Raw genomic sequence first — 17,166 nt, 5'->3', positions numbered from 1 at the left:
TTTAGTTTGATTGTTTAACTATTAAAGAGTTTAACTAATACCCAAAACAATTGTCAATCAATATCTTCGCATATAAAGCGCTTTCTTTAGCTGGACACAAAAAAGACAAACTCTTATACGTTGAGTTTGTCTTTTTTTCATTTATTTTGCTTTCGGTACGACTTTAAAAACTGACATTCTTTCTTCATCAATTTCTTCGTCTAAGATTTGCTGAATATCTGTTAATTGGATTTGCTCCAGTACTGGCACGACATCAAATAAGCTCATTTCTAAGAATGCGTATCGAGTGAATTGATTGGCGATGTACTCCGGGGAGTTCATCGCTTTTAAAAAGCTGCCAATTTTTTTCTTGCGAGCAAGTTCAATCTTTTCTTCTGTGATCAGGCTTTTTGCTTGAAGAAGCGTTTCTTTTAATTCATCTGCGAGTTGATCAGGGTCATTTGTGTCTCCGCCAACTGAAGTGAAGCCAAAACCGCCTTCTTCCGTATAATCGTAACTGAATGTCTCATCAATCAAGCCTTTTTCATACATACGCTCATATTGCAGAGAACTTTTACCAAACAATGTCTCTAAAATAAGATTCATGCCAAGCTCATGTTTGAGGAGCTGTTTTCCTTTTTTATGCGGGTTTTTCGTTTTCAAACCAAACATACATTTAGAACCTTGTACATTCATTTTCAGTTCGTATTCTTTTCGGTATACACGATCAGGTTCATTGATCTCTTTCCGCTGAATATCCGGCTGATCGGTAAATGGTTTTTTTGCCTGATTCGCTCTTACTTGGTCTAAAATTTGCGCCGGATCAACAGGACCCACTACAAAAAGAAGCATATTGCTTGGGTGATAGAACGTTTCGTAGCATTCATATAAATGGTCTTTCGTAATTGGCGCAATGCTTTCAACGGTTCCAGCAATATCAATTCTCACTGGGTGCTCTTGATAGAGGTTTTCGATCAGACCAAAGAATAAACGCCAATCTGGATTGTCATCATACATGTTGATTTCTTGACCAATGATGCCTTTTTCTTTTTCGACCGTTTTTTCAGTAAAATAAGGCTCTTGCACAAAATCAATGAGTGTTTCAAGATTCTGTTCGACATTGGCCGTGCTTGAAAATAAGTATGCCGTTCTCGTAAACGTCGTAAATGCGTTTGCGGCTGCTCCCTGTTTACTAAATGTATGAAACACATCACCATCTTCTTTTTCAAACAGCTTATGCTCTAAGAAATGGGCAATTCCATCAGGCACTCGGATCATGTCTTCTTTGCCAAGCGGCACAAATTCATTGTCAACAGAGCCATATTTTGTTGTGAAGGTTGCATATGTTTTGTTAAACCCTTGTTTTGGCAGCACATAGACGTCAAGTCCGCTGTCCATTTTTTCGTGATACACCGTCTCTTGCAGCTGATCGAATTGAATTGTTTTCACTGTCATGAAGCACCCTCCGTTCCTTTAAGAAAATAGGTCGTATCCCATTCGATTTTTTGACCCACTTTGATGATGTCCTCTTTTGTCACTCTGTCTAACGCATCTAAAAAGGAATCGAGGCTCTCCCCTGTTGGCACGACGGCATGCTGATATAAGTATTCCGCTGTTCCATAAGACGTATCAATGGTTTCGAGCAACTGATTTTTGACGACAGCCTTTGTCTGTTCAATTGCTTCATCAGAAAAATCGCCTTTTTGCATGGCATCAAATTGTTCTTTGATAATGTCTACTGCCTGCTGATAGTTGCCGACTTCAATTCCTGACATGACCATCATCAAACCTTTAAAGCTCTCAAGTCTAGAGACAGCATAGTACGCAAGACTTGCTTTTTCCCGCACATTGATAAATAGCTTTGAATGAGAGAAGCCGCCGAATATGCCATTAAACAAATGCAGCGCCGGATAATCTTCATCCGCTATCGTTGTATGTGTGCGAAAGCCAATGTTCAGCTTTCCTTGTTTTACATCCTCTTCATCAATGACTTCTTTTGGCTCTATTTGTGATCTTGATGATTCGGTATTTTGTTTGACCGGCTCTCTTTCACTTGTTTTAAAGTATTGCGAGACCATTCGATTGATGTCTTGTTCATCAACGTCTCCCACAACATAGAGATCCAGCTGGTTGGACTGAAGTGCATGCTCGTATGCTTTAAAGAGCGCTTCTGACGTAATCGCTTCGACGTCTTCCATTTCACCATTGACGTGCAGTGCATATGGCTCACCTTTACACATTTCCTGCACAAGTCTTAAGTTTGAATAGCGCATTTTGTCATCATAAACGGCTTGAATGCGCTGTTTCAATGTTCGTTTTTCTTGCTCAACGTACAATTCATGAAATACCCCGTTTTCCACGTACGGGTGGAATAATAGTTCAGAAAGTAAGGCAATCCCTTTTTCTAGTAAAGGGGTTTGATCCTTTAAATATTTTTCATTCGCCATTTCTAGACGGAAGGTAATGATGTGATTTTCACCTTTTTTCGCCATGTCTGCGGAAACGGTCGCCCCATAGAGCTCGTCGAAATAAGCACGAAGCTCTCCCGTTTTCGGCATTTTTTCTGTTCCTCTTAATAGCACATGCGGGAAAAGAGAACGCATGGTGACGTCATCTTTGGATAAAGGCGCAAGCATTTTAAAAAGGATCGTCACGGTTTTAAATTTTTCTGTTTTGACAATATGAGTATGAAGACCAGGTGTATCAAATGTCTTCTCTTGTAAGTACGTCATGAGAAACCTCCTTTGTTCATCCTATTTATTATGTATTAGAACATAGCTGATATATACGTGAAACAGCCATTTAATAGTCATTATATCAATCAGAGGAAAGGATAGGAAATAAAAACGCCTCTGCTAAAAGCAGAGACGCAAGTTGTTATTTCATTCTAAACGGCCACCAATTCCATTTTCCAAAGATGCGAACCATGACCGGGATAAAGAGTGGTAGAACAACAAAAGCATATAATAAAAGTCCAATGAGTACGACCGTTGCAATTTCAACTAATGATAATACACCCGAGGGCAGCATCGCAGCAAAAGTACCCGCTAAAATAGCAACTGCTGAAATAATGACCGACCCCATATTTCTCATCGCTGATATCATGGATGCTTGAACATGCTCTCCCTTCCATTCATTAAAACGATCCATGAGGAAGATCGAATAATCAATGCCGAGGGTCACAAGGATCACAAAGCTGAAAAATGGAACAGCCCAGCTGACACCATCGTAGCCAAAGAATGTTTTGAAAATCCATTCTGTTAAGCCAATGGATGTAAAATACGTTAATATGAGTGACAGTGTTAAGTATATCGGCATGACGATTGATCTTAATAGTATAACTAAAATAATAAAGATACCAATTAACATGAAAATAACCGTTCTGATAAAGTCACCGTCTGACGTTTCTTTTAAGTCAACATTTAAACTGGAGATACCAGATACACCGTAGTTGGCGTTTTTCAAACCACTTACAGGTAAGTATTGATCAAGGGTTTCCTCGATTTTTGCAACACCTTTCATTGCTTCATTGCTGTATGGATTTACATTTAAAATCACTTCAAAGGTTGTTAATTTACGATCTGGGGACATATACGTATTAAATATTTTCTTAAACTCATGGCGTTTCAATACTTCTTCTGGTATAAACCAGCCCGTTACTTCTTCATCTGGTGCTTCCTGAAGCTGTTTTAAATAGCTGTCCGCCTCGGTAAAGCCGCTTTTTACTTGCTCAAGTCCGGAAATACTTTCATCTAATCCATCTGTTAATAGTGAGAGTTTAGATGATAGCTGGTTAAACCCTTTTTTCACGGCTTTTTGGCCATCTGTCAGCTGATCTGCGCCGTCTTCAATTTTAGGCATTTCTTTGATGAGCTGTTTTTGTCCTTTATTCGTTTCATCAAGACCATCATAAATTTGATCTAAACCTGTCATCAGCTCCTTTACTTGTTGTTTGATTTCTTTTTGCTTGTATGAGAACGTTTGAATGACTTGATCTGCTTTCTTGATCTTTTGTTTAAAGGCAGTTGCTTCCTCTTCATAGACGCTCATTTGCTCTCCAGCTTGATCGATCATTCCTTTTGTGTCTTTGAATACTTTTTTGATTTCTTTATATTCATTCATATCTTTGATTTCTGGAAGCCGGTTTTCAAGCCCTTCAAATGATACGTTTTCGTAGGATTGTTTCACTTTCTTAATCGTTGTCATCAGTTGCTCATTTGATGTTGCGTGACCTTCGAGTGTGCTTACGACTCGTTCAAGATCTTGAATCATGGTTTCACTTTTGCGATATTCTTGCTCTAATTCTTTTTTCGCTTGTTTGATTTCAGTGCGAATGGTTCCTACGCCCTCTTTACTGCGCCTCACACCATCCTCTAAAGAAATGAGTGATTTCCTCACTTCTCCGATCCCACCTTTGATGGCTTTTGTCCCATCAATCAATTGATCAATCCCTTTAGCGGATTCTTCAATTTTTGGTTTTTGTTTGAGAAGTGCTAAGTTTGTTTCGGTCAAGCCATCTGTAATTTTCCCGATGCCCTCATGACCTTTCCCAAGCTCTCCTCCCAGCTCTTTCGCTTGAGAGGTAACGTAGAGCTGACTTAACCCATCTCCAACTGGGCGAGTGACACTGCGAACCGCTTTTACTTCCTCAATGTCATTTAACTTACGGGTCAGTTTTTCAATCATGACAATCTTTTCTTGATTATCGAGCTCATTGTCACTTTCGACAAGCACATTCAGCGGCAGCGCTTCACCAAAGCCAAATTGCTCAGATATCGTATTAAATGCAGACACTGACTCATACTTTGTCCCAATCTCATTTAAACTATTATAAGAAAGAGTGCCGTCATACATCAGAATCGGAGGAACAGTGATGAGTGCAACTACACCTAAGCTGATGAGCGGTCTTTTAAATGAAAAGCGCCCAGCCCATTCCCAAATCTTACTTTGTGGATGACGAATGTTTTCTCTTTTAGACGGCCAAAAAAGGGATTTTCCGAAAACCGACATAAAAAAGGGAACGATTGTGACAAGTGCAATGAGCAGAATGCCAACGCCTACGGCAACGCTGACGGCTGATTGGTACAATTGGAATTTTGCGAAACCAATACTTGAGAAGCCGACTAACACAGCTAAGCCGCTGAAAAAGACCGTTTTCCCTGCACATTGATACGTGATGATAATCGATTCTTTGACATCACGCCCCTGACCAATCTCCTCTTTAAAACGGCTTAAAAGTAATATACAATAATCCGTTCCTATACCGAACATAATAGCTACCATAAAAATCTGAGTGAAATTAGACAGAGGAAATGGTGTATATTCTACGAGAAAAGCCACAATACACCGGCTGACAGCATAAGAAATGCCAATCGTAATAAGCGGGACAACAGGTGCCAGTATCGATCTGAATACAATTATTAAAATAAAGAAAATAAAAATCATCGTGATAAGTTCAGTTTTCTTCAGACCTTGTTGAGAGCTTTTAATGACATCTGAGTCCACAAATTTTTGACCTGTCATTTCATATGAAACGTTGTAGGGCTTTAAAACTTCCTCAATTCGTTCTTTAACCTTCACAGCTTTTGTTTCGTAGTGGTCGAATTTGAATGGAACAAGAAGTGTACTTTTATCCTTTGATAAAAGTTGTTTTTGAATGTCACGTTCTACATGAAAATACGAAGTAATTCCGTCAATGTGGAGTTCTGGGGCATGTGTCATGAGTGCAGCTAAAGCCTTTTTTAATTCCTGCTCTTTGGCAGGGAACAAATGTTGTTCGGAGAATACAATCACACCAGTATCTTTTTTCCCATTATGATCTGAAAGCTTATCCAATAAGTGAAGTGCCTCAGCTGTTGGTGTCCCCTCTGGAACCTTTAACTGCCCTTTTTCTCTTGTTAATTCCTCTAAATTGGGCGCAGTAATAAACAGAATCACAGCTGTTATCATCCACACCATTAATACAATCCATCTTGCTTTAATTATTTGCAACATAGCTGCTTCAAGCTCCTTCTAGTTCATCAATCAATTTGCTGTTTTTGAGCGTGTCTGAAGTGCTGACTTCGTCTCCATCAACGTGCTAATGGCAGGATGACCTATTCAATTGTCCTTTCGTGTTGAAGAAACGCATATCCATCATCAGCCACGAGCTCAATTTCTGACTTAAAACAAAGACAGAAAATGAATGTTTTTGAACACCTCCTATTTGGGATAATTTAAAAGATATTACTATACATTAGTTTAACTATCAAAATTTTACATGTCAATTTATAAAAAAGAAAAAAGATGGCAAAATACCGTCTTTTTTCTATGTTTAAACCGTTTTCAATTGTTCACTTTCATCCTTTTCATCTGGCTGGATAAAAAAGAGGACCAAAAATAATGAAATGAGACTACATATGGTCGATAGAATAAAAACGATGGAGTCTCCTTTATCCATAAGAAATGCGTAAATTGGAGGTCCTAAAGCAACACCGATAAACCGCATGCTGCTATAAAATGACGTAATGGTTCCGCACTGCTCTTTTTCAATACCTTCTGTTATCAACGCATCAAGTGCTGGAAGCACAATGCCAATCCCTACGCCACCAATACTTAAGCAGACAAACAACACGTAAAAACTGTGATTCCACCATAAAAATATATACGAAAGTGATAAAAGAGCCATACCAACGATGAGAAATATCCTCATTTTCCCCTTTTCTTTCCCGATTGTTTTCCCCGCAATATACGAGCTGATTGATAAGAAAAGGAGCGGGATGCTTAGCAGCAAGCCTTTTTTGACACCCGTTATTTGATACGCTGCTTCTAGGTTATCTGATAAATAAAAGAGCACGCCAAAAAGAAGAAACATAATAAAACCGCCAATAGCAAAAATGGCATAAAGCCAGCGCCCTTCATGCTTAAAAATCGTCTTTGTTGATTTTAAAAACTCCTTAAATGTAGGCGGATCTTCCTCTTTCTTTGCGGATTCAACCATAAACAGTACCATCACAAAGCTGATGATTGAAAAGAATGGAATGAACCAAAACGGTACAAACCAAAACCAAGAAGCGAGAAGTGCCCCAATAATAGGACTTAGTACCTTTCCAGCTGTATTAGAAGTTTCAATGGCTCCAAGTCCCGCACTTACCTCTTCATCATCATGAAACAAGTCGCCAATAAACGGCATAACGACAGGTGCTGCCCCAGCTGAGCCAACTCCTTGAAGGACCCTGCCAAATAAAATCCACATGTAGGGTTCTTTCATGATGGTTGAGGCAACAGCTGCCACAGCTCCTCCAAGTCCTGCGATTAAAAGGCACGGCAAAAGCACCTTTTTTCGCCCAATTCGGTCAGATAAATAACCGGCAATCGGAATACACAAAATCGCCACAACGGAGTATACCGTAATAATGAGTGACACTTGAAAGGAAGTGATTGAGAGTTTCTTTTCGATCTCTGGTAATACGGGGATTAGCATCGAGTTCCCAAGTGTCATGATTAGAGGCACTGATGATAATGCAATAATATTCTTTTTACTGACAGTTTTCTCGCCCAACATCATTCACCCAATTCTATATACTGTTACGTATTAGTGTGGCATGTTTCACGGGTTTTATGTATGGGCAAACAAAAAGCAACCGCCTATGGAAGCGACTGCTTTGTTAAAATCGTTTACGTATGACATGGAAGCTGAATTTATCCGCTCGAAAATAATTGAGCGAGTATAAGACCGGCTGATCATCTTGATCATAGTGCATTTGTTTCAGTAATAGTAAGGCTGTTTCTGGGTCACATTCTAGTATCGGTGAAACCTGATCGTGATAACCAATCGGTTCGATGTCTGCCACTGCATATTTAATTCCGCTGTGCGGTTCTCTGCCAAACAGCTCAAAAAGCGATTCTTCCTCATGAGTAAAAGAAGCGGGAAGATGTTTGACCGGAATTTTATCTAAACAATAGACGACTGGCTGTCCATCTGCTGTTCGAACGCGTTCCATTGAAAAAACCTTCTCGGATTCATCACACTGAAAACGAATGACATCATTCTCTGTCGGCTCTCCTTCTTGTGAGGACAAAAAGATGGTACCTGGCGTCATATTGACCTGTTCAATCATTTTTGTGACACTTGTCAGCTGTTCAATGCCAGTAGAAAAAAGCGGTCTTGAGTTGACGAAAGTTCCCACACCATGCCTTCTAATTAAATACTTCTCTTCTTCTAATATACGAAGGGCTTCACGAAGGGTCGCTCTGCTAACGCCTAAAAGCTTTGAGAGCTCAAACTCAGAAGGGAGCTTTTCTTTTTCGGCATATACACCTGTTTGAATATCTTCTTTAATACGGTCAATCACTTTCAAATATAAATGGCGATTGTCTGTTTTGGTCGACATGTTTTCCCTCCGTCTAATCAATGCAAATGATAAGATGAGAAATCTCTATTCCGAGATAAGATGAACATAACTATATCATGTTTTTGCAAATAAATAAATAGTCTGACAACCAGTTAACATAATCAATATATCGTTAACTTCATGTTATGAAAGCTCTCTTCGAATTATGAAGAGAGCTCGTCATGTTGTTCTTTTGAGAGGAGGACTTCTCTCGGTTTACTTCCTTCATATGGTCCGACAACCCCGCGCTCTTCCATTGCGTCAATAAGACGTGCAGCACGAGTATAACCAATGCGGAACCTCCTTTGCAGCATAGAAACAGAGGCCGTCTGCATGCCAATGATCAGTTCAACTGCTTCATCATATAAGTCGTCGTCCACAGCCCCAAGCTGATCTTGCGTTTCTTCACTCGGGATCATTTCTTCTTGATATTGTGCTTTTTGCTGCGTGATGACATGATCAACGACATGTTCCACTTCTTCATCTGATAAAAAGGCGCCTTGTACACGAACTGGTTTGTTCGCACCGACAGGTAAGAACAACATATCCCCTCTGCCCAGCAATTTTTCTGCGCCTCCCATATCAAGAATGGTCCTTGAATCGGTTTGTGACGATACGCTAAATGCAATGCGGGATGGAATATTGGCTTTAATGACACCTGTAATGACATCAACAGAAGGTCTTTGTGTAGCAATAATTAAATGAATCCCCGCAGCACGTGCCATTTGAGAAAGCCTTGTAATGGAATCTTCTACATCAGAGGAAGCAACCATCATTAAATCAGCAAGCTCGTCTACAATGACGACAATATAAGGGAGTTCTGGCTGCTTCGCCTCTTCTGATTGATTCATTCGTTTAATGTAATCATTGTACCCTTCAATATTTCTTGTGCCCGTATGAGAAAACAATTCGTAACGGCGCTCCATTTCACTAACCACTTTTTTAAGTGCCTGTGAGGCTTTTTTAGGATCGGTCACAACTGGAGCCAACAGATGCGGGATGCCGTTATAAACATTTAATTCAACCATTTTCGGGTCAATCATCATCATTTTTACTTCATGAGGTTTTGCTCTCATGAGAATGCTTGTGATAATACCATTGATACATACACTCTTTCCGCTTCCTGTCGAACCAGCCACAAGTAAATGCGGCATTTTGTTCATTTCAGCCAGCACAGCTTCACCAGAAATATTTCGGCCGAGTCCGATGAGTAGCTTGGCATTTGGGCGGTCATTTTGTTTCGATTCTAAAACCTCTTTTAAAGAAACCATCGCAATTTCTGCGTTGGGAACTTCAATTCCGATGGCGGATTTGCCAGGAATCGGCGCTTCAATTCGAATGTCTTTTGCTGCTAATGCAAGGGCTAGATCATCACTCAAGTTGACGATCTTACTTACCTTCACGCCGACATCAGGGTATACTTCATATTTTGTGACGGCCGGCCCTAAATGAACTTGTGTCACTTTTGCTTTTACACCAAAGCTTTGGAAGGTCTTTTCAAGCTTTCTTGCATTTTCATAAATATTCTTCTTATCTGTTTGCTGACCTGAATGCTGCGGCTCAGCTAAAATATCAAGCGATGGCAGCTCATAATCCTTGTTTTCAAGCTCCGTAAACGTCATAGGCGGAGCTTCTTTCGGTTCATCCCCTGTATCATGAGACGGAGTGCCTTGTACAGTTTCTTGAAGAGGATCTGGCTCATTGACCGGCTGATCTTTTTGAACTTGCTGTGTGAGCATGTCATCTCGATCAGCAAAACTTGAGATAATCGGCTGACGATTGTCAGAAGCTTGCTCTTCTTCCTCGATCAAGATATGATCATGATCTTCTTCGGTCTCTTCTTGCAACCGTGAACGTTTTTTCTTTTCACTTGTTTTCTGCGCAGGTGCATTCTTTTTCGCCTGCCTTATGCCTTTCATATCTTCAATAAATGCTTTCCACTGCTTCACCAAAAATTGTGATACAGGCAGCGTCACTTTTTTGACCATTTCTTGCAGTGACCGGTTTGTGATCAGCACAATTCCGATCAGCATTAGCACAATGGCCATGATTTGCGACCCTGCTTGTGCAAACAAGAAATAGGAGGCCGCAAATAATACAGCACCGATCATACCGCCTCCTAAATCGGGCGAGCCTGTCTCACCTTTCATATCCATTAAGAATAACTCAAACGTATTTCTGATTACACTTTGAGAACCTATCACGCCTGCAGCTGAAAGATGCTGAAAAAGCTTCACATGGGACAAAAGCAAGATACTCGCAATGATGCAGTATAAACCTGCTTTTCTTCTTGTCAGTAAATCAGGAATTTGTTTTTTCCAAAAGATCGTCACACCAAAAAGAAATAATCCGATAAGGCAGAGAATAAACCATTCACCTGCAAAGAATCGGAATAGATATACAAAGGTTTGTCCAACTACACCTAGCTGTAAAATGGCAATGATCGCTATGGCAATACAGACTAACCCATTTAGTTCATATTTCAGTTTTAGCTGTTTATTTTGTTTTTTTCTTGTTTTACGTTTTCTCTTTTTCGCCATACTCATCACCTTACTACAAAAGAAAATATAACCTACGAAAAGATCAGAAAGAAAGCAGCCTGGTTTTGGCTGCATCTTGTTGTAAGTTTTCCCTTTATTATAGCATAGAATCATTCATATGAGTCGGTTTGATTGGTGCCTAAATGTAACTTCAATCGCTTACCTGGTGCAAGCTCCTGATTCAAAAAATCCATTGGATTCGTACTCATTACTTGAACGATTTCCGCTTCATCTTCTTTCATTTCAACCATCACTGGCACGCCCTGAATGTATACCTGCTGGAGTTTGCGCTCTCCTTGTTCCTCAGCGTAAATGGCTTCATAAGGCATAGTTGTATATAAAATCATTGGATCAGCCCCTCGTTTTGTGCAGCCCGTTCGCCAATAAGCTCGTTCAGCTTTTTAATCGCTTGTCCAACGCCGCCGACTTCATGCATCAGTCCGTATTCAGCCGCCTCATGACCAACGACATTTGTCCCGATGTCTCTTGTTAAATTGCCTTTAGAGAACATAAGCTCTTTAAATTTCTCTTCTGTAATGTTTGAGTGACTCGTGACAAAATTAATGACTCTTTCCTGCATTTTATCTAAGTATTCAAAGGTTTGCGGAACACCAATGACTAGACCGGTTAAGCGTACAGGGTGAATGGTCATCGTTGCTGTTTCGGCAATGTATGAATAATCACACGATACGGCGATTGGGACCCCAATAGAGTGGCCGCCGCCAAGCACAATGGATACAGTCGGTTTGGATAAAGAAGCGAGCATTTCCGCAATGGCTAGTCCTGCTTCTACATCACCGCCGACTGTATTTAAAATGATTAGAAGTCCTTCAATTTTTGGGTTTTGTTCAACTGCTACGATTTGTGGAATGACATGTTCGTATTTGGTTGTTTTATTTTGTGGCGGCAGCTGCATGTGCCCTTCAATTTGTCCAATAATGGTGAGGCAATGTATGTTTGTATCTTGTGACAACTGCGGGACGGCTGTTTCACCAAGCTGTTGTATTTTGCTCATAATGCTATCTTTTTCTTCTGGTTTTCGCTCAGGCTGCTGTTCATTCTGTTCGTCCATTTGTCTCCATCCTTTCCTAAAAACTCTCCTCCTATTATGAACAAGATCGTCACATTCCATCCGCATTCATCATGTCACATTAAAAAACCCCAAAGAGCTTGTGCTCTTTGGGCTTTTCTCATCACACTTCCATAATAATTGGAATGATCATTGGCTTGCGTTTTGTTTTTTCATATAGGAATTGATTTAGTACATCGCGCATGGATTGTTTCAGTGTTGACCATTCAACAATTGAGTTTTCCGTTTGCTCTTTCACAATCCCTTTGACCATTTCTGTTGCTTTCACAATCAGCTCTTCGGATTCTCTTACATAAACAAATCCTCTTGTGATGATCTCAGGTCCAGAAATTAATTGTTTCTTTTGTTTATCGAGCGTAATGACCACAATTAAGATGCCATCTTGAGACAATAGGCGTCTATCACGTAAGACAATATTCCCAATATCACCAACACCAAGACCGTCGATCAAAATGTTCCCTTGATGCACTTTTTCACCGATTTTGACGTTTTGTCCTCTAAATTCTACAACATCGCCTTTATCAATTAAGAAAATGTCGCTTCGTTTCATTCCCACTTCTTCAGCAATACGAGAATGTGCTTTTTGCATGCGATATTCGCCGTTTACAGGAATTAAATACTTCGGCTTCAGTAAGTTCAGCATAAGCTTTAACTCTTCTTGACAGCCATGTCCAGATACATGCACACGTTTTTGAGCAAAAATCACTTGTGCTCCGCTTCTTGTAAGGAAATCCACCGTTTTTGAATAGGTGAGTTCTTGTCCTGGAAGAGGTGTAGAAGCAATCACAACCGTGTCATCTTTTTCAATATGAAGCTGTTTGTGATTTTGTTTCGCCATTTTTGTTAAAGCAGCGAGAGGCTCACCGTGGCTTCCTGCTGTGAGAATGACCACACTGTTTTTCGCCATTTTTTTCACTTCTTGGACTGGAACAAATAATTCTTCGTCTGCTGTCACATAACCAAGTTTGATCGCAAGCTGAAGAGTTGTCATCATATTTTTCCCTGCTACTGCAAGCTTACGGCCATTTTGGTTTGTGGCATTAATGATCTGCTGTACACGGTTAATATTTGATGAAGATACAGCGACAATCACACGATTTTCAGCATTGTACATCGCATTTGAGATTTCGTCTTGGACGAGCGCCTCAGAAGGTGTATAGCCTGGTTTTTCAGCATTTGCACTGTCTGAAAGAAGTGCTAAAACGCCATTGTTTCCAATTTTCGCAATCTCTCCGATGTCACAGGCTTGGTTAAGCGCTGGGGTTTGATCAAATTTAAAATCACCTGTGCATACGATTGAACCAAGAGATGTTTTGAAGCTGATTCCGACTGAATCAGGAATACTGTGATTCGTTCTAAAGAATGATACCTTTGTTGTTTCAAATGTAATGACTGACTTTGCATGAACCTCTCGCAAATCAGCTTTTTGATTGAAGCCGTATTGCTTTAACTTTTCTCGAAGTAACGCAAGGGTTAGCTTCGTGCCGTAAACTGGTACAGACAATTTGCTTAAGCAATGGAATACGCCTCCGATTGCTTCATCATGTCCGTGGGTAAGAAAAATTGCTTTCACCCGATCAGCTCGTTCTGTTAAATAAGAGATATCAGGAATGACCACGTCAATGCCTAGCATTTCGTTTTCTGGATGCATGAGTCCTGCATCTACAACATATATGTCGGAATCAATCTCAATGACATATAAGTTTTTCCCGATTTCTCCAACGCCTCCCAGTGCAATAATTCTTACGTTCTCTGTATTTTTCTTTTTCAAAATTCTTATCCTCCTAGTCTCAAGCCCGTCCATCATCGCTTAATGCTATTATAACTGAATCTAATTTTAGAAAACAAGATGAAGTCACATTTTAAGAAAGTGTTTATGTATAAAAAACGGTCATACTCAGGGACATCTGAGAATGACCGCTTACGAATTTTTTTGTTTTGATCAGCTGTTTAATACGCTGCTTAAATTCAGTCTCTCTTCTTCTGATAAAGGTAAAAGCGGGAGTCGAACAGATCCGACATCTAATCCTTTCAGCTGAAGAGCTGTTTTGACAGGCGTTGGATTTGGCGCTGAGAACAGCTGGTTCATGATCGGCACCAGCTTTTGATGAATCAATGCCGCATTCGCTGTTTGTCCTGAAGCGTAGCTTTTTAGCATTTGCTGCATATCAAGGCCTACGATATGAGAAGCCACAGAGACGACTCCTCTTGCACCAATCGCAACCGCAGGAAGCGTTAGGCTGTCGTCACCAGAGTAAACGTCAAAATCTTCTGGTGTCTCTGCAATGATTTTTGTCATGGCATCTAGATCACCGCTTGCTTCTTTGATTGCGACAATGTTCGGTATTTGCGCAAGCTTAATCGTTGTTTCTGGTGCTAATGAAGCAACCGTTCTTCCTGGTACATTGTAAAGCATGACAGGAAGAGATGTAGACTCGGCAATTGCTTTAAAGTGTGCATACATGCCTTCCTGTGATGGCTTGTTGTAGTAAGGTACGACAAGCATCACTGCATCAACGCCCGCTTCTTCTGCTTTTTTCGTTAGTTTAATAGACGCATTTGTGTTATTACTGCCTGTTCCTGCAATGATTTTACAACGACCATTTGCTAATTTCACCGATTGCTGAAAAAGAGCGACTTTTTCTTCAGTCGATAAAGTTGGCGATTCGCCTGTTGTCCCTGCAACGACTAAAGAGTCACTGCCGTTTTTTAACAAGTAATCAATGAGAATTGATAGCTTTTGGAAATCAATGTTGCCCTTTTTATCAAAAGGTGTAATCATAGCTGTTGCGATATTTCCGAAATTCATTTTTTTCACCTCATCATGATTCAATCACATTTATCTTGAAAGTTCAAACACTTCATGAAGGGCATTGACAGCCGCTCTCATGTTTTCTTCGTTCACTAACACCCAAATCGTCGTATGACTGTCAGCGGACTGTAAGATCGGAATATTTTGCTCAGATAGTGCAGATACAATTTTAGATGTGACACCTGGTACACCCATAATGCCTGCTCCAACAGCTGATACCTTTGCACAGTTTGTCGTGACAATCGGCGTATAGCCTAGATCTTTTAGGATCGCCGTTGCTTTTTCAGTCATTGCACCTGTCACCGTATAGACGATTTCGCTCGGTGTAATGTTGAAGAAATCGACACTGATTTGGGCATTTGCCATTGCTTTAAAGACTTCTGTTTGTACGCTGTACTGTCCCTCTTTAGCTGGGACTTTGATTTGTGTGACATCATTGACATGTGCAATACCCGTAATCAGGCGGTCGTACACATCATGACTCATTTTATCTGAGTAGTGTGATGTCACGAGTGTGCCCTCATCATCAGAGTATGTTGAACGGACCCTCATTGGTACTTTTGCTTGCATGGCAATTTCAACAGCTCTAGGGTGAATGACTTTTGCCCCTTGGTATGCGAGGTTACAAATTTCTGTGTATGTCACGACTCTCAGTGGTTTTGCATTTTCTACGATACGGGGATCTGCTGTCATGACCCCTTCTACATCTGTAAAAATATCGATGAAATCTGCCTGCAATGCAGCGCCTAACGCAGCAGCTGACGTATCACTGCCGCCTCGTCCGATTGTTGTCACGTCTCCATTTTTTGCAGCGCCTTGGAATCCAGCTACGACAACCACATCATGCTCTGAAAGTGCCGCCTCAAGACGTTCACACTTCATGTCAATAATTTTCGCATTTGTATGTTCTTTATCCGTCACAAAGCCTGCCTGTGATCCAGTCATCGCAACAGCCTTTAGCCCGTTTTCATTCAGCATACTTGAAAAAACAACAGCTGAAATATTTTCTCCGCAAGACACGAGTAAATCTTTTTCTCGGTTTGTCATATGCTGCGCACTGCCGTAAAGCAGACCTAGCAGTGTATCTGTCGCATAAGGATCGCCTTTTCGTCCCATCGCAGACACGACAACGACCGATTTATAGCCTTTCTCTTTTGCAGATAAGATATGTGCAAGTGCCCTTTTTCTCCCTTGATCATCTTTGACAGATGTACCGCCAAATTTTTGGACAATTATTTTCACTGTTTTCACTCCAAGTTCATTCTGACGTAACAGAAGAGAGCAGGCGAAAGATGCCTAACTCTCTTCTATTCGTCCTCATCATCCATTGAATGTTAAACTAATTTTAATGCTCGTAAGCTTTCTGCAATTTGAACGGAGTTCCATGCAGCGCCTTTTAGCAGGTTATCAGATACAATCCACATATGGAAGCCATTTGGACGATCCAAATCCTTCCGAATGCGGCCGACAAATACGTCGTTTTTACCAACAGCATCTGCAGGCATTGGATAAATTTGCTGAGACGGATCATCTTGTAATGTGATGCCTGGTGCATCTTTTAGGATAGACTTGATGTCATCAACCGTTGCGTCATTTGATTTAAGTTCAACGTAAACCGATTCTGAATGACCCGTTTCAATTGGCAGTCTCACACATGTTGCCGCTACTTCTAGCTCTGGCAAATGCATGATTTTTTTCGTTTCATTGATCATTTTCATTTCTTCAAATGTATAGCCATTATCTTGGAATTTATCAATTTGCGGAATCGCATTAAAGGCAATTTGATAAGGCATGACTTCTGGTTTCACATCTTCTTTATTTAAAATGGCTTGCGACTGGCTGTACAGTTCGTCTATGGCTTCATGTCCTGCACCTGATACTGCTTGGTAAGTAGACACAATGACTTTTTTCATGCCATACGCTTGACGAAGCGGTTCTAGCGCCGCCACCATTTGAATCGTTGAACAGTTAGGGTTTGCAATGATCCCTTGATGGTCATGCAAATCTTTTTCGTTTACCTCTGGTACGACAAGAGGGGTATTTTCGTCCATACGAAAAGCACTTGTATTATCGACAACAATTGCACCTCGTTTGACTGCTTCAGGAGCTAGCGCTTTGGAAACATTTCCTCCCGCACTGAATAGTGCAATATTGACCCCTTCAAAGCTTTCAGGTGTTGCTTCTTGAACGGTATACTCTTGACCTCTGAATGTCACTTTTGTTCCAGCAGAACGTTTTGAGGATAGTAGGGTAAGTGTATCCATTTCAAAATCTCTGTCAGCTAGTGTTTTTAACATTTGTTGACCGACAGCTCCAGTCGCTCCAACTACAGCTACATGCAATCCTCTTCCCATCAGTAAAACTCCTTCCGAC

The 17,166-nt window shown here is 40.6% G+C and carries 12 protein-coding genes; all 12 read right to left on the bottom strand.

Annotated features, from left to right (window positions below; translation table 11 throughout):
• Positions 1 to 141: 141 nt before the first annotated feature.
• Positions 142 to 1,434 (bottom strand): EF-P 5-aminopentanol modification-associated protein YfmH, encoded by a 1,293-nt coding sequence (gene yfmH, locus NST01_RS08310; protein ID WP_008344700.1) that lies wholly within the window; start codon positions 1,432 to 1,434, stop codon positions 142 to 144.
• Positions 1,431 to 2,711, bottom strand: a complete 1,281-nt coding sequence (yfmF, locus tag NST01_RS08305; protein ID WP_008344702.1) for an EF-P 5-aminopentanol modification-associated protein YfmF — start codon at positions 2,709 to 2,711, stop codon at positions 1,431 to 1,433. The genes yfmH and yfmF overlap by 4 nt, the downstream gene beginning before the upstream one ends.
• A 145-nt stretch (positions 2,712 to 2,856) precedes the next feature.
• Positions 2,857 to 5,973, bottom strand: a complete 3,117-nt coding sequence (locus tag NST01_RS08300; protein ID WP_224563409.1) for an MMPL family transporter — start codon at positions 5,971 to 5,973, stop codon at positions 2,857 to 2,859.
• Positions 5,974 to 6,292: 319 nt separating this feature from the next.
• The gene (locus NST01_RS08295) at positions 6,293 to 7,522 is read right to left on the bottom strand and encodes an MFS transporter (RefSeq protein WP_172793306.1); all 1,230 of its coding nucleotides are present in this window, start codon (positions 7,520 to 7,522) and stop codon (positions 6,293 to 6,295) included.
• 103 nt (positions 7,523 to 7,625) lie between these two features.
• The gene (locus tag NST01_RS08290) at positions 7,626 to 8,351 is read right to left on the bottom strand and encodes a GntR family transcriptional regulator (RefSeq protein WP_008344706.1); all 726 of its coding nucleotides are present in this window, start codon (positions 8,349 to 8,351) and stop codon (positions 7,626 to 7,628) included.
• Between the two features lie 164 nt (positions 8,352 to 8,515).
• On the bottom strand, positions 8,516 to 10,891 hold the full coding sequence (locus NST01_RS08285) for an FtsK/SpoIIIE family DNA translocase (RefSeq protein WP_341041755.1): 2,376 nt from the start codon (positions 10,889 to 10,891) through the stop codon (positions 8,516 to 8,518).
• Positions 10,892 to 11,001: 110 nt separating this feature from the next.
• Positions 11,002 to 11,238 (bottom strand): YlzJ-like family protein, encoded by a 237-nt coding sequence (locus NST01_RS08280; protein WP_041090415.1) that lies wholly within the window; start codon positions 11,236 to 11,238, stop codon positions 11,002 to 11,004.
• Positions 11,235 to 11,963, bottom strand: a complete 729-nt coding sequence (locus NST01_RS08275; RefSeq protein ID WP_008344713.1) for a ClpP family protease — start codon at positions 11,961 to 11,963, stop codon at positions 11,235 to 11,237. The genes NST01_RS08280 and NST01_RS08275 overlap by 4 nt, the downstream gene beginning before the upstream one ends.
• Positions 11,964 to 12,084: 121 nt before the next feature.
• On the bottom strand, positions 12,085 to 13,752 hold the full coding sequence (gene rnjB / locus NST01_RS08270; RefSeq protein WP_008344715.1) for a ribonuclease J2: 1,668 nt from the start codon (positions 13,750 to 13,752) through the stop codon (positions 12,085 to 12,087).
• 171 nt (positions 13,753 to 13,923) lie between these two features.
• Complete coding sequence (gene dapA, locus NST01_RS08265) at positions 13,924 to 14,790, bottom strand: 4-hydroxy-tetrahydrodipicolinate synthase (protein WP_019744174.1); 867 nt, start codon at positions 14,788 to 14,790, stop codon at positions 13,924 to 13,926.
• Positions 14,791 to 14,820: 30 nt separating this feature from the next.
• On the bottom strand, positions 14,821 to 16,035 hold the full coding sequence (gene dapG, locus NST01_RS08260) for an aspartate kinase (RefSeq protein WP_025207348.1): 1,215 nt from the start codon (positions 16,033 to 16,035) through the stop codon (positions 14,821 to 14,823).
• A gap of 92 nt (positions 16,036 to 16,127) precedes the next feature.
• Entirely contained in the window at positions 16,128 to 17,147 is a 1,020-nt protein-coding gene (asd, locus tag NST01_RS08255) for an aspartate-semialdehyde dehydrogenase (protein WP_008344721.1), read from the bottom strand.
• Positions 17,148 to 17,166: the final 19 nt, after the last annotated feature.

This window comes from Bacillus sp. FSL R7-0166 (genome assembly GCF_038008935.1).
Taxonomy (GTDB): Bacteria; Bacillota; Bacilli; order Bacillales; family Bacillaceae; genus Bacillus; species Bacillus altitudinis.
The sequence above is the reverse complement of the archived record's forward strand: the minus strand, read 5'-3'. Positions and strand labels throughout refer to the sequence as shown.

Bases quoted from the DNA above. Each gene is read 5' to 3' on its own strand.
- NST01_RS08285 (WP_341041755.1), bottom strand. From the start codon at position 10,891: ATGGCGAAAAAGAGAAAACGTAAAACAAGAAAAAAACAAAATAAACAG.
- NST01_RS08300 (WP_224563409.1), bottom strand. From the start codon at position 5,973: ATGTTGCAAATAATTAAAGCAAGATGGATTGTATTAATGGTGTGGATG.
- dapA (WP_019744174.1), bottom strand. From the start codon at position 14,790: ATGAATTTCGGAAATATCGCAACAGCTATGATTACACCTTTTGATAAA.
- asd (WP_008344721.1), bottom strand. From the start codon at position 17,147: ATGGGAAGAGGATTGCATGTAGCTGTAGTTGGAGCGACTGGAGCTGTC.
- NST01_RS08290 (WP_008344706.1), bottom strand. From the start codon at position 8,351: ATGTCGACCAAAACAGACAATCGCCATTTATATTTGAAAGTGATTGAC.
- NST01_RS08275 (WP_008344713.1), bottom strand. From the start codon at position 11,963: ATGGACGAACAGAATGAACAGCAGCCTGAGCGAAAACCAGAAGAAAAA.
- NST01_RS08295 (WP_172793306.1), bottom strand. From the start codon at position 7,522: ATGTTGGGCGAGAAAACTGTCAGTAAAAAGAATATTATTGCATTATCA.
- NST01_RS08280 (WP_041090415.1), bottom strand. From the start codon at position 11,238: ATGATTTTATATACAACTATGCCTTATGAAGCCATTTACGCTGAGGAA.
- yfmF (WP_008344702.1), bottom strand. From the start codon at position 2,711: ATGACGTACTTACAAGAGAAGACATTTGATACACCTGGTCTTCATACT.
- yfmH (WP_008344700.1), bottom strand. From the start codon at position 1,434: ATGACAGTGAAAACAATTCAATTCGATCAGCTGCAAGAGACGGTGTAT.